Source organism: Aliidongia sp. (assembly GCF_035943795.1).
Lineage (GTDB): Bacteria > Pseudomonadota > Alphaproteobacteria > ATCC43930 > CGMCC-115725 > Aliidongia.
The window spans coordinates 1-13763 of sequence record NZ_DASZBY010000096.1 but is presented as its reverse complement, the minus strand read 5'-3'; the positions used below and the strand labels follow the sequence as shown (position 1 = coordinate 13763).

The following is a 13763-nucleotide window of genomic DNA, read 5'->3' as shown; positions in this document are numbered from 1 at the left end:
GTCAGTTCAACGTCCAGCCGCGTCCCTGCATGCAGGCGGCATAGCCGTCCGGATTCTGGACCTGCTGGCAGGAGCCCGAGTCCGCCTTGAACGCGGTATCGTCGGCGCCCGGCTTCTGCCATTTGTACAGGCCGCATCCGCCGAGGCTGAGCGCCGCCACGGCGAGAAGGAGACGTGCTCTGGTCGTCATGCGGTTCTTCATCCTGCCTCGTTGCCTTGGTCTGGAACGTCGACCGCGCGCGGATCGATCCTTCCCTGATTAGGCACGACGGCGCCATGATGCAAGCCAAGACGGTGCGGCCGGCGCCATCAATGGCCTGCACTCTCGAGTTTCCCAGGGGAATGCCCCATGTCGGACATCCTGCCCATCGCCGATGCCCATGTTCATTTCTGGAACCTGGAGCAAAATCCCTATCCCTGGCTGATGCCGGCCCAGCCGTCGGGACCGTTCGGCAAGACCGCCGAAATTCGCCGGTCCTATCTGCTGGACGACTACCGCACCGACGCCCGGCACCAGCATGTCGTCGGGATGGTGCATGTGGAGGCGGGATGGGACCCGGACGACACGCTGGGCGAGATGCGCTGGATCCAGAGCGTGGCCGACACCCGGGGTGCGCCGCACGCCCATGTCGCCCACATCGATCTGGCCGCGGACGGTGCTGCAGCCCTGATCGCGGCCCATGCGGCGTTTCCGTTGTTCCGCGGCGTGCGCGACCGGTTGCAGGACGGCGATTTCACCAAGGCGGATGGCACGAACACCCGGATCGACGATCCCGACTGGCGGCGCGGCATGGTGGCGCTGGACGCCCGCGAACTGGTGTTCGACCTGCAGGCCCCGCCGGCCCTGGCCGGCCGGGCCGCGGCATTGGCCGGGACATTCTCCGGCGTGCGGTTCGTCCTGACCCACGCCGGCTATCCGCCCGCCCCGGCCGGCGACGCGTTCGCCCGCTGGTCGGACGGCATCGCCGCCCTGGCGGAACGGCCCAACGTCGCGATCAAGCTGTCCGGCCTGATGCTGGCAGAAAAGGCCTGGGTCCCGGAGCACGCCCGGGCGGTCTTCCGGCGGCTGCTCGCGGCGTTCGGCCCGGACCGCGTCCTCATCGCCAGCAACTTTCCGGTCGACCGCCTGTTCGCGCCGCTCGACAGCCTGTTCGGCGGCTACCGCGACTGGCTGGCGGAATTGCCCGAAGCGGACCAGCGCAAGGTCCTCCACGACAATACCTGTCGGCTCTACCGGCTGGGTGAGTAGGCATGGCGAGCGCATTCGAGACCGTGGCCGATTTCCTGGTCGAGGACCGCCGGACGGTCGATGGCCTGAGCGTCGAGGACCAGCGGCTGGCGACGGTCGGATGCCTTCTCGTCGTCGGGCCGGAGGGACCGGAGCTGGCCGCCACCCTGCGCGAGGCGATCCGGGAGGGATCGGCACCCAAGCGGCTGGAAGCGATGCTGGTGCACGCGATCGGCTATCTGGGCGTCGTCGTTCCGCGCCGCGCGTACGAACAATTGCGGCGCGCCCTTGCCGAGGCCGGGCAGGCGACGGCGCTCGACGGGGCGATACCGATCCCCGCCGACCGGGCGGCGCGTGTCGAGCAGGGCGCCCGTCTCTACGACCGGTTCGATCCCGGCCGCCGGGCCCAGCAGGCCGCCGGGTTCGTTCCCCTGTCGCCGATCTACTATCCGAGGGCCATGGAGCTGTCCGGCCTCGTGCTCGCGGACGGGACGCTGGTCGCGCGGGATCGCCAGATCATGACGGTCGCCATGCTGGCCAGCCTGGGCGGGCAATCCGACCAACTGCGCTTCCATATCGGGGTGGCGCTCGGCAGCGGCATCTCCCGCGAGACGCTCGCCGCCGTGCTGATCATCGTGCAGGCTTATGCCGGGATGCCCCGCGCCAACGGTGCGGCCTCGCTAGCCTTGGAGATGCTGGCCGACGATTCCGCCTCGTGACCGCCCCGGCACGGTTGACAAAGCATCGTCCACCAGCGATATCGGATTTTCCGAATTGCGATAATATTTCCATTATCAACGAACCGCCCGAGGATCCTGCCATGAGCTTCACCTTGATCGACCAAGCGCCGGCCCGGCTCAATCGCAGCGAACTCGCCGTACCCGGCAGTTCGCCCCAGCTGTTCGAGAAGGCGGCGAAGAGCGCCGCCGACGTCATCTTCCTCGACCTGGAGGATGCGGTGGCGCCGGACGACAAGCCGCAGGCCCGCAAGAACATCATCGAGGCCCTGAACGACATCGACTGGGGCAACAAGATCATGTCGGTCCGCATCAACGGGCTGGACACGCATTTCATGTATCGCGACGTGGTCGACGTGGTGGAGCAGGCGGGCAAGCGGCTCGACCTGATCATGATTCCAAAGGTCGGCACCGCGTCGGACGTCTATGCGGTCGACATGCTGGTGACCCAGATCGAGCAGGCGAAGGGCCATACCAAGAAGATCGGCCTGGAGCTGATCATCGAAACCGCGCTCGGCATGCAGAACGTCGAGGCAATCTCGGCGGCGTCCAAGCGCAACGAGTCGCTGCATTTCGGCGTCGCCGACTATGCCGCTTCGACCCGGGCGCGTACCACGAACATCGGCGGCGCCAACCCATCCTATTCGGTCCTGACCGACAAGGATGCGGTCGGCGAACGCGCGGTGCATTGGGGCGATATGTGGCACTACGCCATCGCCCGCATGGTGGTTGCCGCGCGCGCCAACGGCCTGCGTCCCGTCGACGGCCCGTTCGGGGATTTCTCCGATGCGGACGGTTACAAGGCCGCGGCGTTCCGCGGTGCCGTGCTCGGTTGCGAAGGCAAATGGGCGATCCACCCTTCACAGATCGCGCTGGCCAACGAGGTGTTCAGCCCGTCCGAGGCAGAGGTCGGCAAGGCCCACCGCATTCTGGCAGCCATGGCGGAAGCCCAGCGCGAGGGCCGGGGCGCCGTGGCGCTCGATGGCCGCCTGATCGACATCGCGTCGATCCGCCAGGCCGAGGTGCTGGTCAAGAAGGCAGCCCAGGTCGCCGGCCACTGAGGACGAAACCGGACGGGTGCAGCAGGCCCAGCACCTGGGCCAGCTGCGCCCGCGGCGCCAGCAGATCCGCCAGGTTGTAGGCATCGAGGGCAGCCAGGAACGCCCGCGTCGCCTCGTGCAACGCGCCCTGCAACACGCAGGTGCTCTGGATCCGGCAGAACCGTTCGTCGGTCATGCAGCCGATGACCGCCAGGTCCTCCTCGATCGCGCGCACCACATCGCCGATGCCGATTTCCTCCGGCCGGCGGCGCAGGCGGATCCCGCCATTCTTTCCGCGGATGTTTTCCAGATAGCCGCACTGACCCAGCTTGTGGACGACCTTCATCAGATGGGTCTTGGAAATGTCGAAGGCGGCGGCGATCTCGCCGATCGTCGACAGTTCGCCCTGCTTGGTCCCGACGAAGATCAGAGTGCGCAGCGCGTAATCCGTCAGCAGGGTCAGCTTCATCGCACCGCTCATAAGATATAAGGAAAATACATCTTATTGCCCCTGCCATCCCCACTCAATCGAAAGATCGATCGAGTCCGGGCAATCCACCCGTAACCACCTGACGGATAACGACATATCCCGTTGTACGTCAGATTGGGCGCCTTTTCTGGGCGACGGAGCCACCGGTTTCTGCCACGCCGCCATGCTGCATCGCGATTGGCGGGCAGGCTCAACCGTGGTAACGACACCGGCCATGCAAAATTTCCTCGAATTCGAGCGACCGATCGCGGAGCTCGAAAGCAAAATCGAAGAGCTGCGGCATCTGCCGACCGCAGCCGACATCAACATCACCGACGAGGTCGCCGTGCTCGAGGCGAAAGCCTCGCGGCTGCTGAAGCAGACCTACGCCAAGCTGACGGCTTGGCAGAAGGTCCAGGTCGCACGCCATCCGGACCGGCCGCATTTCCTCGACTATGCCCAGGCGCTGTTTACCGAGTTCACGCCCCTCGCCGGCGACCGGGCCTTTGCCGAGGATCGGGCGATCGTCGGCGGCCTCGCCCGCTTCCGTGGACGATCGGTCGTGGTCATGGGCACCGAGAAGGGCCACGAGGTCGAGAGCCGCGTCCGCCATAATTTCGGCATGGCGCGCCCCGAAGGTTATCGCAAGGCGATCCGCCTGTTCGAGATGGCCGAGCGGTTCCGCCTGCCGGTCATCACCCTGGTCGACACGGCCGGCGCCTGGCCCGGCATCGATGCCGAGGCGCGCGGGCAGGCCGAGGCCATCGCCCGATCGATCGAGGCCTCCCTGAAGCTGACCGTGCCGCTGGTCGCGACCATCATCGGCGAAGGCGGTTCCGGTGGCGCCGTGGCGCTGGCGACCGGCAACACGGTGCTGATGCTGGAGCATTCGATCTATTCGGTGATCTCGCCGGAGGGCTGCGCCTCGATCCTGTGGCGCAGCGGCGACCAGGCCTCGGTCGCGGCCGAAGCCCTGCGGCTGACCGCCCAGGACCTGCTGAAGCTGGGCGTGATCGACCGGATCGTGCCCGAGCCGGTCGGGGGCGCCCATCGCGAGCGGGCCGCCGCCATCGCCACCCTGGGCGACGCGCTGCAGGAGTCGCTGAAGCCGCTGCTCGACATGGCGCCGGCCGATCTCAAGATCCAGCGCCGCCAGAAATTCCTCGCGATGGGCGCCCACGGGCTCTGACGTATTGATTCAAAACAATCTCGAATTCGAATTATTTTTCCAGAAACCTATTTGCCGTACCACCGTTCGCTCTATGGGGTCTGGGTTCGCCGCCTGACCACCGAGCGTGGGGTCTCGACCCCGCGTATTCTATGCAGAGGCGGGGCGGGATGAGCAGGGCAATGCCAAAGACCGTGGACGAGGCCGCCCATCGGGCGACCGTCCTCATCGTCGACGACGAGGCCGAACTGCGCAGCATGCTGGCGACAGGCCTGACCATCTCAGGCTACGACGTGCTCGAGGCGGCCAGTGTAGAGGCGGCCCAACAGGTGCTGCACGATCATCGCCAGATCGATATCGTCATCTCCGACGTCCGCATGCCGGGTGGCGCGGACGGGACCGATCTCGCCATCTGGCTCTATCGCTTCCGGCCCGAAACCATCCTGATCCTGACCTCGGGCTATTTTCAGCTGGCCGAAGCCGAGGCCGGTCCCATGGTCTATGGCCATCGGCTGCCCAAACCGTTCCGGCCGTCCCAGGCAGTGCAACTCATCGAGCAGTGTCTGGCCAAACGGGCGGAAGAACGGTCGCGCAGCGACGATTTCCATCACGGCCATTTCCGCTGACCCTCGTGGATCCACAGGCAAAATACCCAAACGAGCTCCGGACGCCTGCGCAACGCCAGGCAAATTGCCACAAGCCGAAGGGTAAGGCTTAAGGAAGCGTGGCCCCCGGCTAGCGCAACCAGGGCGGGTGCCGTTGCTCCGGCACCCGCAAGCCAGCATTTCCGCGGATCTTCGCCGCGCGCTGTTTGGAAACGGCCCGTGGCACATCGCTTGCTCTCCTCTCCAGGTAAGACCGTACCTGAGCCAACCCTGTAGAGAGCGAGGTCGTCATGTCGAATTTCTCCGCCCGCACCGTCGAGACCCTGGTCGATCTGGTCGAAAACAAGCTGAGCTATCTCGACATCACCGACCGCGACGATCGCGCCGAAATGAAGCTGCTGCAGCGGGCCCTGGTCGAGTTGCAGGCCGGCGTTCGCACCGCCCCGCGGGCGACCGGGTCGCTGCACGCCCATCATTGAGGCAGCGGCACCAAAGAAAGATGGCTAGGGTTGGCGCGCCATGCCGCGCCCCCGCTGCCCGACCCGTTTCATTCCTCTGCTGCCGTTCGTCGGGCTGCTGATCGGCTGCGCCACGCCGAACGCCCGCGACGGCCATGTGCCGGATTTCGCGCGCCGGCCGTACGAGCCGTTCAGTCGGACCGGCGCGGTTGCCATCGCGCTTCGGGAATGGCGCCTGTTCGGCAGCCAAGTCGCCGACGAAGATCCGGCCGACCGGCCGTCGATCGATCCGGCGGCGAAGGCAGAGCGGTTGCCGGGCCTGTGGCAGCGCGTCGGCGAATATTGGTGGCTGGGCCTGGATGCCGACGACCCGGCACGACGCTGGACCGGCAAGCATGATGCCGCGGGCCGGATGTTTCCGGCGGAAGACGACGGCAGCTTCGCCTGGTCGGCCGCCTTCATCTCCTACGTCATGCGCATCGCCGGCGCGGGACGGCACTTTCCCTATAGCGCGTCCCATTCGGTCTACATCGACGCGGCCCGCGCGACGTCGCTCGGCAAACCCACCGGCATCGCGCTCTGGGCCGAGCCGGCCGACCGCTATGCGCCACAGGCCGGCGATCTCGTCTGTTTCGGCCGCGACGGGGCCCAAGGCCTCCGTTTCGAGGACTTGCCGGCCGGACGGTTCGCCAGTCATTGCGCCATCGTCGTGGCGGTCGCGCCGGGCGAGATTTCGGTGGTCGGCGGCAACGTCGAGGATACGGTGGCGCTGACCCATGTTCCCGTGACGGCGGGCGGCGTGCTCACCGCTCCTGGCGGCGGTGCGATCGATCCGCGCTATCCCTGGTCCGTCGTGCTGCGGGTCCTCTACGACGAGTGAGCGGCGTCAGCCCTGATCGACGCGGAGGGCGACGAAGCGCAGGTCGCCGCCATGGTCCACCAGCAGCAGGATCGATTTGCGCCCTGCCTTCTTGGCGTCCTCGATCTTGCGCGCGACTTCCTGGGCGCTCTTGATCTCTTCCTGGGCCACCTCGAGGATGACGTCGCCCGGATGCAGATCCTTGTCGGCGGCCGGGCTGCCCTTGGCCACGTCGACCACCACGACATTCGCCGAATCGTCGAGTTTGAATTTGTCCTTGAGGTCCGGCGTCGCCTCGGTGATCGACAGGCCGAGCGCCTTGACCAGCGGCATCGACGGGCTGATGCCGGTGCCGGGTCCGAGCGAGGCGGTCTGCTCCTCGGTCTCGACCGCCTGCCCGACCTTGACCATGACGGTCTTCATCTCGCCCTTGCGCCACAGCTTGACCGGCACCGGCTTGTCGACCTGGGCGTCGGCGACCAGGCGCGACAGGCGGCGGCTGTTGGTGACGTCGCGGCCGTCGAACTGCAGCAGCACGTCGCCCGGCTGGATGCCCGCCTCCTTGGCGGGGCTCTTGTCGACGAAGCCCCCGACCAGCGCACCCTTGGCCGTATCGAGGCCGAGCGCCGTCGCCACATCATTGTTCACGGTCTGGATGCGCGCACCGATCCAGCCCCGCCGCGCCCTGCCCGTCGCCTGCAGCTGGGCGATGACGTTCTTGGCCAGATCGGAAGGAATGGCGAAACCGATGCCGATCGAGCCGCCGGACGGCGAGAAGATCGCCGAATTGATGCCGATCACCTCGCCCGACGTGTTGAACAACGGACCGCCGGAATTACCGCGATTGATCGAGGCGTCGGTCTGCAGGAATTCGTCGTATGGACCATTGTCGTTGATCGCGCGCGCGCGGGCCGAAATGATGCCGGAGGTGACCGTGCCGCCCAGGCCGAACGGATTGCCGATCGCCATCACCCAGTCGCCGACCTTGGCCTTATCGCTGTCGCCCCACGGGACCGACGGCAGCGGATGATCGGGCTTCACGCGAAGCAGGGCCAGATCGGTCTTCTGGTCGCGGCCGACCAGCTCGGCCTTCAGGTTGGTGTTGTCCTGCAGGATGACCGTGATCTCGTCGGCGTCCTCGATGACGTGGTTGTTGGTCACGACCAGGCCGGCAGGATCGATCACGAAGCCGGAGCCCAGTGCCTGCGACTTCTGCGGCTTCGGCGTGGCGCCCTTGTCGCCGCCGCTGCCCCGGCCCTGGCGATCCATGAAATCCTTGAAGAATTCCTCGAACGGCGAGCCTGGCGTCGCCTGCGGTTCGTCCGGATCGGGCTTCTTCTTGGGATCGGGCTTGATCGTCTGGCTGGTCGAGACATTGACCACGGCCGGCAGCAGCCGGTTGGCGAGCGGCCCCAGCCCGGGGATGACCAGCGGTGTCGCCGGCAGTTGCGCTTCGGCCTGCGCCGAGGCGGGTCCCGCGCCGAGCGCCAGCGCCAGTCCGATCATTGCGACCCGCGAGGCCGACCGGCGGCCCGAACGGGTAAGAAGTCCACTCAACCGGATCACTCCTCGCGACCACCGGAAAAATTACGATATAGCGTCATCGACACTAGAACCAACGGCGCCCGGGAGCCAGTTCGTTCCCGGGCGCCGGCTGCTCAATGATGCCGCAGGAACCAGACCAGACCGACGCCGAGGCACGCGGCCGCCAGGCCGGCACCGCGCAGCAGGCCCTCGGACTGGCCGATGACGGAGAGCAGAGCCCGCTTCATAGGCTGCGGAAACAGCGCATATAGCGCGCCCTCGATCACCAGCAGCAGCGCGATCGCGGTCAGGAGATCGCGCAATCCGCCGTCCATCAAGGACCCGTCGCCTTCACCGCCTTGTGCTGACCGAAATACTGGAAGAACTCGCTGTCGGGCGAGAGCACCATGGTCGTGTCGGGGCCAAGCGCCGTGCGATAGGCCTCGAGACTACGGTAAAAGGTGAAGAATTCCATGTCCTTGCCGAAAGCGTCGGCATAGGTCTTGATGCTTTCGGCGTCGCCCTGGCCGCGCAGGATCTGCGACTGCTTCGTCGCCTCGGCCAGGATCACGGTGCGGTCGCGCTCGGCGCGGGCACGGATGCCCTGGGCCTGCTCGGCACCCTGGGCACGATACTCGTTCGCCTCGCGCTGCCGCTCCGACCGCATGCGGGCATAGATCGCATCACTGTTGCCCGGCGGCAAATCGGCCCGCCGAATGCGCACATCGACGATTTCCACACCGAACGGCTTCGCCTGGTCCGAGACCTTGCTGCCGATCTCGCTGATGACCTTGTCGCGATCCTGGGACAGGAGCGCGCTCAGCGGCTGGGTGCCCAGCACTGAAAATAGCGTGCCCGAGATGATCAGGCTGAGGTTCTGCTGGAACCGCGCCTCGGTACCGGCCTTTTGATAGAACTGCAGCGGATTGATGATCCGATAGCGCGCATAGGCATCGATCAGCAACCGGTTCTGGTCGCGCAGCGTAACGCTCTCCGGTGCCGGCTCCAGGTCGAGCAGCCGGCGATCATAGAATACGGCATTCTGCCAGGGTGCCTTGACATGCAGCCCGGGCGCGCGAACCTCGCGGACCGGACGGCCGAACTGGATCACGAGCGCCTGGGCGGTCTGGTCGACGATGAACAGCGCGTTGAAGGCGACCAGAATCAGGACGATCGCGCCGACGATGACGCCGGCAATCATGGAGCGGTTCATGGCTTGCCCCCCGACTTCGGCTGGGGCGCGCTCGGCGGCAATGCCGCCTGAGGCTTGTCTGTGAGACCGGGCAGCGGCAAGTACGGCACGACGCCCTGGGCCGACTTGTCGATCAGCACCTTGTTCGCGTTCTTCAGCACGCCTTCCATGGTCTCCAGATACAGCCGCTCGGCCGTCACGTCCTTGTTCGCCTGATAGGCGGCCAGCACGGACAGGAAGCGCTGCGCGTCGCCCTGGGCCCGGGCGATGATTTCCTGGCGGTACGCTTCGGCATTCTGGATCTGCTGTTCCGCTTCACCGCGCGCCACCGGCACGATGTTGTTGCTATAGGCCTCGGCTTCGTTCTTGAGGCGCGCCTGGTCGGTCGCCGCATTCTGCACGTCGAGGAACGCATCGATCACCGGTCGGGGCGCGCTCATGCTCTGCAGGTTGGCTTCGGTCACCTTGATGCCCGAATTGTAGCTGTCGAGAATGCCCTGCAGCAGGACCTTCGCATCCGCAGCCGCCTTGAACTTTCCGTCGGTCAACAGGCTGGCGATCGGCGTCTGGCCGACCACTTCGCGCACCGCGGCCTCGGCCGCCGCCTTCACCGTCGTCTCCGGATCGCGCACGTTGAACAGATAGGCCTGCGGGTTGTCGATGATCCACTGCACGAAGAAATTGACCGCGACGATATTCTGGTCGCCGGTCAGCATCAGCAGCTCGTCCGGCTGCGCCTTGCCGCGAACGGCAAGCTCGGCGCCGCCGCCGATGTCGAACTGGTTGACGCGCGTCACCTTCGGCTTGTCGACGGTCTCGATCGGCGACGGCAGGTGATAGTGCAGGCCGGGCGGCGTCGTTTCCGAGTAGGCCCCGAAGCGGAGGATGACGCCCGCCTCGTCGGGGTTCACCCGATAGATGCCGGTCGCCAGCCACAGCACGAACACGACCAGGACGGCCAGGAGTGCCAGCCGCCCGCCGCTGTTGTTGCCACCCGGCAGCAGCCCGCGCAGACGGTCCTGACCGCGCCGCAGCAACTCGTCGAGATTGGGCGGCTGCGGGCCATTGCCCTTGCCGCCGCCGGAAGGTCCGCGCCCCCAGGGGCCCTGACCGCCGCCACCGCCCCAGGGGCCGCCACCGCCGCCCCCTTGCCCATTCCACGGCATGTCTGAAAGAAACCTTCGAAAGACTGGGCCCGAAAGGGCACATACCCGACACGCACCCGATTGTGCGGCCGACGATCCGGCCCTTATATCAAAGCGCTGGCACGGCGTATCCAGGAAGTGGTGTCGATGGGAAAGGTTATTTAGATGTCAGGTTTCGGCGAACAGCAGGTTTTGACGGCATTGAAGGCGGTCATGGACCCGGAGCGCGGCCGCGACCTGGTCAGCCTGGGCATGGTTTCCGGCATCGCCATCCGCGACGGCAACGTGGTGTTCTCAATCGAGATCGCACCCTCCCGCGCCGCCGCGTTCGAGTCCGTGCGCAAGGCGGCGGAGCGCGCGGTCGAGGCCATTCCAGGCGTGCTGTCGGTCAGCGCGGTGCTGACAGCGGCCCGTGCACCCCAGCCGCAGGCGGCCGCCCATGACCATGCCGGGCACGGCCATGCCCATGGTGCCGCCGCCCCGCGCCCTGCGCCCCGCTCGCTGGTGCCGGGTGCCCGCGCCATCGTCGCCGTCGCGTCGGGCAAGGGCGGCGTCGGCAAATCCACCACCACGACCAATCTCGCGGTGGCGCTGGCCGCCCAGGGCCTCAAGGTCGGATTGCTGGACGCCGATGTCTACGGCCCGTCGCAGCCGCGCATGCTGGGCATCACCGGCCGGCCGCGCTCGCCCGACGGCAAGATCCTGGAGCCGATGCGCAACCACGGCATCCTGTGCATGTCGATCGGCTTCCTGGTGCCCGAGGATACCGCGACGATCTGGCGCGGCCCGATGGTCATGGGCGCGCTGCAGCAGATGCTGCGCGACGTCGCCTGGGGCGAGCTCGACATTTTGCTGGTCGACATGCCGCCCGGCACCGGCGACGCGCAGCTGACCATGGCCCAGCAGGTGCCTCTCGCCGGCGCCATCATCGTGTCGACGCCCCAGGACATCGCGCTGCTGGACGCGCGCAAGGGCATCAACATGTTTGCCAAGGTCGAGGTGCCGGTCCTGGGCCTGATCGAAAACATGAGCTATTTCTGCTGTCCGAACTGCGGCCATCGCACCGAGATCTTCAGCCACGGCGGCGCCCGCCTGGAGGCCGAGAAGCTGGGCGCCGAATTCCTGGGCGAAATCCCGCTGGACATCCGCATCCGTGAGACCTCGGACGCCGGCACCCCGATCGTGGTCGAGGACCCCGCCTCGCCCCTGTCCCAGGCCTATATGCAGATCGCCGCCCGGGTCTGGGAAAAGATCTCGGGCACCGCACCGCGCCAAGCGCCGAAGATCACGATTGCGTAGGAGCGATGTTTTCTTCTCTCGTCATCCCCGGGCTTGACCCGGGGATCCACGCATCTCCACGCGGAAATTCGCCGGCAGCGCACCCGCGTTGGCCGACCCCGTGGATGGCCGGGTCAAGCCCGGCCATGACGGAAAGTCGCGAGCGGCAAGTCGGCCGCACCGCAATGGCGACGGAGTTTCAGGCGTTGCGCCCCAGCGTCGCCTGCAGTTCGGTCCATTCGCGTTTGCCCATGCCGGATTGGTCCTGGGTCACGGCCTCGCCGGCCAGCAGGCGGCGGACGACGGCCAAACCGGCGGACGACAGGGTGGCACCGCCCATACGGTATTGCCGGAACGCCTCGGCGCTGGCCGGGCACCAGCGGTCGAGCACGCCCAGCATCGCGTCGGCATAGACCCGGATCTCGTACTGGGCATGCGGATCGGCGCGCAGGCTGAGGAAATTCATGAAATTATGCAGGTCGGTCTTCCAGTACCATTGGGTATAGAAGTTGAGCGACAGGTTCATGCGCGCCAGCTCGCGCGCGAGGCCGGCGCGCGACGGATCGACTGGTTTGCCAGTCTCGTCCTCGTTCAGCATCTCGGCATAATGACCATAGGCGCGCTCCGCATCCTCGCGCAGCAGGGCCATGACGCGCTTGGCATCGTCGCCTTCCAGCGTATTGCCCCGGCCCTGGCGGTTGACCGCCGATTGAGCGGCCAGTTGCGCCGGCGCCGGGATGTAGAACTCGTTGTCGAGGATCGAATAGCGCGCCGAGATCTCGTTCACGTTCGCGGTCCGGTGCCGGATCCATTGCCGGGCGACGAAGATCGGCAGCTTCACGTGGAACTTGATCTCGCACATCTCGAACGGGGTCGAATGGCGGTGGCGCATCAGATACTGGATCAGCCCCTTGTCCTCGCTGACCTTCTTGGTGCCGCGGCCATAAGAGACGCGGGCCGCCTGCACCACCGCGGCATCGTCGCCCATGTAGTCGACGACGCGGACGAAGCCATGATCGAGCACGGGTAGCGCGTCGTACAGGATCTCCTCCAGCGCCGGCACGGTTGCGCGGCGGGTCGGGGTCGAAGCCTGGCGGAGCGCCGCGATCTCGGTCTGCTGGTCTTCGTTCAACGGCATGGGACGGGGCCTCGGCAACAGGGAGGCTCCCTGATTACCACTACATCTTGTGTGCGTCCAGCCAACCGAACCGCATATGTGGGCAATCCACGTCGAGCATTGCCGAGCGCCGCCCGACCCCTTAGAAACACGGCAATATCCCTTCCAAGGAACGATCGATGAGCGACAGCTTCGAGAAGCAGGCGGCCCTTGCCGCCGCCAGCATCCTGCTCGAAACCAATTCGGTGCATTTCCGCCCGGACGAGCCTTTCACCTTCACGTCTGGCCGCAAGAGCCCGGTCTATATCGACTGTCGTCGGCTGATCTCGTTCCCGCGGGCGCGCGCCAAGCTGATGGACCTGGGAGCGGAGATGATCACGCGCCGGATCGGCTACGAGTCGCTCGACGCCATCGCCGGCGGCGAGACCGCGGGCATCCCCTTCGCGGCCTGGCTCAGCGAGCGGCTGTCGCTGCCGATGCTCTATATCCGCAAGAAGCCGAAGGGCTTCGGCCGGATGGCCCAGATCGAGGGCGAGATGAAGGAGGGCGCCCGCGTCCTGCTGGTCGAGGATCTGGCGAGCGAGGGCACCTCCAAGATCAACTTCATCAACGCGATCCGCGCGGCCGGCGGCCAGATCGCCCATACTTTCGTCGTGTTCCACTACGGGATCTTCCCGTCGAGCGTCTCGAGTCTTGCCGCCGAGGGCGTACAGCTACACGGGCTGACCACTTGGCGCGACGTGCTGGAACTGGCCAACGAACGCGGCAGCTTCACCCCGCCGCAATATCAGGCGATCAAGTCGTTCCTGGACGATCCGGAAGGCTGGAAGGCGCCGGAGTAGCGACCTAGAGCGTGTTCGTTTTAAATTGAAGCGTAACCTGAGTTGGCGAGATAGGCAGCGCACTCGGATGGCGAGAAACAGTCGAGCAGCTTGCCGATGCG

16 protein-coding genes are annotated in these 13763 nt (G+C 66.4%); 9 read left to right on the top strand and 7 right to left on the bottom strand.

Translation table 11 applies throughout. From position 1 onward, the window contains the following. Nucleotide 1: 1 nt before the first annotated feature. Nucleotides 2-190, bottom strand: a complete 189-nt coding sequence (locus VGV37_RS18100) for a hypothetical protein (RefSeq protein ID WP_326881138.1) — start codon at nt 188-190, stop codon at nt 2-4. Nucleotides 191-349: 159 nt separating this feature from the next. Between VGV37_RS18100 and VGV37_RS18095 the strand changes: the two genes are divergently transcribed. The 3 genes from VGV37_RS18095 to VGV37_RS18085 all read left to right on the top strand — a co-directional run bounded on the left by VGV37_RS18095 (nt 350) and on the right by VGV37_RS18085 (nt 3026). Beyond that, nucleotides 350-1249: an amidohydrolase family protein gene (locus VGV37_RS18095; RefSeq protein WP_326881137.1), complete on the top strand. Its 900-nt coding sequence runs from the start codon at nt 350-352 to the stop codon at nt 1247-1249. A 2-nt stretch (nt 1250-1251) separates the two neighbouring features. Continuing rightward, complete coding sequence (locus VGV37_RS18090; protein WP_326881136.1) at nt 1252-1947, top strand: carboxymuconolactone decarboxylase family protein; 696 nt, start codon at nt 1252-1254, stop codon at nt 1945-1947. A gap of 101 nt (nt 1948-2048) precedes the next feature. After that, nucleotides 2049-3026: a CoA ester lyase gene (locus VGV37_RS18085; protein ID WP_326881135.1), complete on the top strand. Its 978-nt coding sequence runs from the start codon at nt 2049-2051 to the stop codon at nt 3024-3026. Here the strand turns inward: VGV37_RS18085 and VGV37_RS18080 are convergent. Next, the gene (locus tag VGV37_RS18080) at nt 2995-3474 is read right to left on the bottom strand and encodes an Rrf2 family transcriptional regulator (RefSeq protein ID WP_326881134.1); all 480 of its coding nucleotides are present in this window, start codon (nt 3472-3474) and stop codon (nt 2995-2997) included. The two genes, VGV37_RS18085 and VGV37_RS18080, sit on opposite strands and share 32 nt — an antisense overlap. Nucleotides 3475-3709: 235 nt before the next feature. On the opposite strand from VGV37_RS18080, the gene VGV37_RS18075 reads away from it, so the two are divergent. The 4 genes from VGV37_RS18075 (at nt 3710) to VGV37_RS18060 (ending at nt 6585) form a co-directional block, all read left to right on the top strand. Continuing rightward, nucleotides 3710-4663: an acetyl-CoA carboxylase carboxyltransferase subunit alpha gene (locus VGV37_RS18075; protein WP_326881133.1), complete on the top strand. Its 954-nt coding sequence runs from the start codon at nt 3710-3712 to the stop codon at nt 4661-4663. Between the two features lie 161 nt (nt 4664-4824). Beyond that, nucleotides 4825-5268 carry a response regulator gene (locus VGV37_RS18070; protein ID WP_326881132.1) on the top strand — a complete coding sequence of 148 codons (444 nt, stop codon included), beginning with the start codon at nt 4825-4827 and terminating at the stop codon, nt 5266-5268. Between the two features lie 269 nt (nt 5269-5537). Then, on the top strand, nt 5538-5726 hold the full coding sequence (locus VGV37_RS18065) for a hypothetical protein (protein WP_326881131.1): 189 nt from the start codon (nt 5538-5540) through the stop codon (nt 5724-5726). A 40-nt stretch (nt 5727-5766) separates the two neighbouring features. Further along, nucleotides 5767-6585, top strand: coding sequence for a DUF2272 domain-containing protein (locus VGV37_RS18060; protein ID WP_326881130.1), 819 nt, complete (start codon nt 5767-5769; stop codon nt 6583-6585). Between the two features lie 6 nt (nt 6586-6591). Here VGV37_RS18060 and VGV37_RS18055 read toward each other — a convergent pair whose 3' ends face one another. From VGV37_RS18055 to hflK, 4 genes are all read right to left on the bottom strand, one after another. Next, nucleotides 6592-8121: a DegQ family serine endoprotease gene (locus VGV37_RS18055; RefSeq protein ID WP_414638029.1), complete on the bottom strand. Its 1530-nt coding sequence runs from the start codon at nt 8119-8121 to the stop codon at nt 6592-6594. Nucleotides 8122-8222: 101 nt separating this feature from the next. After that, a complete protein-coding gene (locus tag VGV37_RS18050; protein ID WP_326881128.1) occupies nt 8223-8411 on the bottom strand; it encodes a DUF2065 domain-containing protein in 189 nt (62 codons plus the stop codon). An 11-nt stretch (nt 8412-8422) separates the two neighbouring features. Next, nucleotides 8423-9301, bottom strand: coding sequence for a protease modulator HflC (gene hflC, locus VGV37_RS18045; RefSeq protein WP_326881127.1), 879 nt, complete (start codon nt 9299-9301; stop codon nt 8423-8425). Further along, complete coding sequence (gene hflK / locus VGV37_RS18040; RefSeq protein ID WP_326881126.1) at nt 9298-10446, bottom strand: FtsH protease activity modulator HflK; 1149 nt, start codon at nt 10444-10446, stop codon at nt 9298-9300. The genes hflC and hflK overlap by 4 nt, the downstream gene beginning before the upstream one ends. A gap of 144 nt (nt 10447-10590) precedes the next feature. Between hflK and apbC the strand changes: the two genes are divergently transcribed. Then, entirely contained in the window at nt 10591-11724 is a 1134-nt protein-coding gene (apbC, locus tag VGV37_RS18035) for an iron-sulfur cluster carrier protein ApbC (protein WP_326881125.1), read from the top strand. 178 nt (nt 11725-11902) lie between these two features. Here the strand turns inward: apbC and thyX are convergent, their stop codons facing one another. Further along, nucleotides 11903-12841: an FAD-dependent thymidylate synthase gene (gene thyX / locus VGV37_RS18030; protein ID WP_326881124.1), complete on the bottom strand. Its 939-nt coding sequence runs from the start codon at nt 12839-12841 to the stop codon at nt 11903-11905. A 158-nt stretch (nt 12842-12999) separates the two neighbouring features. Here thyX and VGV37_RS18025 point away from each other — a divergent pair, with 158 nt between their 5' ends. Continuing rightward, complete coding sequence (locus VGV37_RS18025) at nt 13000-13662, top strand: orotate phosphoribosyltransferase (RefSeq protein WP_326881123.1); 663 nt, start codon at nt 13000-13002, stop codon at nt 13660-13662. Nucleotides 13663-13763: the final 101 nt, after the last annotated feature.

Bases quoted from the DNA above. Each gene is read 5' to 3' on its own strand.
- apbC (WP_326881125.1), top strand. From the start codon at position 10,591: ATGTCAGGTTTCGGCGAACAGCAGGTTTTGACGGCATTGAAGGCGGTC.
- VGV37_RS18085 (WP_326881135.1), top strand. From the start codon at position 2,049: ATGAGCTTCACCTTGATCGACCAAGCGCCGGCCCGGCTCAATCGCAGC.
- hflK (WP_326881126.1), bottom strand. From the start codon at position 10,446: ATGCCGTGGAATGGGCAAGGGGGCGGCGGTGGCGGCCCCTGGGGCGGT.
- VGV37_RS18080 (WP_326881134.1), bottom strand. From the start codon at position 3,474: ATGAAGCTGACCCTGCTGACGGATTACGCGCTGCGCACTCTGATCTTC.
- VGV37_RS18065 (WP_326881131.1), top strand. From the start codon at position 5,538: ATGTCGAATTTCTCCGCCCGCACCGTCGAGACCCTGGTCGATCTGGTC.
- VGV37_RS18095 (WP_326881137.1), top strand. From the start codon at position 350: ATGTCGGACATCCTGCCCATCGCCGATGCCCATGTTCATTTCTGGAAC.
- thyX (WP_326881124.1), bottom strand. From the start codon at position 12,841: ATGCCGTTGAACGAAGACCAGCAGACCGAGATCGCGGCGCTCCGCCAG.
- VGV37_RS18100 (WP_326881138.1), bottom strand. From the start codon at position 190: ATGACGACCAGAGCACGTCTCCTTCTCGCCGTGGCGGCGCTCAGCCTC.
- VGV37_RS18075 (WP_326881133.1), top strand. From the start codon at position 3,710: ATGCAAAATTTCCTCGAATTCGAGCGACCGATCGCGGAGCTCGAAAGC.
- VGV37_RS18090 (WP_326881136.1), top strand. From the start codon at position 1,252: ATGGCGAGCGCATTCGAGACCGTGGCCGATTTCCTGGTCGAGGACCGC.
- VGV37_RS18070 (WP_326881132.1), top strand. From the start codon at position 4,825: ATGCCAAAGACCGTGGACGAGGCCGCCCATCGGGCGACCGTCCTCATC.
- hflC (WP_326881127.1), bottom strand. From the start codon at position 9,301: ATGAACCGCTCCATGATTGCCGGCGTCATCGTCGGCGCGATCGTCCTG.
- VGV37_RS18025 (WP_326881123.1), top strand. From the start codon at position 13,000: ATGAGCGACAGCTTCGAGAAGCAGGCGGCCCTTGCCGCCGCCAGCATC.
- VGV37_RS18060 (WP_326881130.1), top strand. From the start codon at position 5,767: ATGCCGCGCCCCCGCTGCCCGACCCGTTTCATTCCTCTGCTGCCGTTC.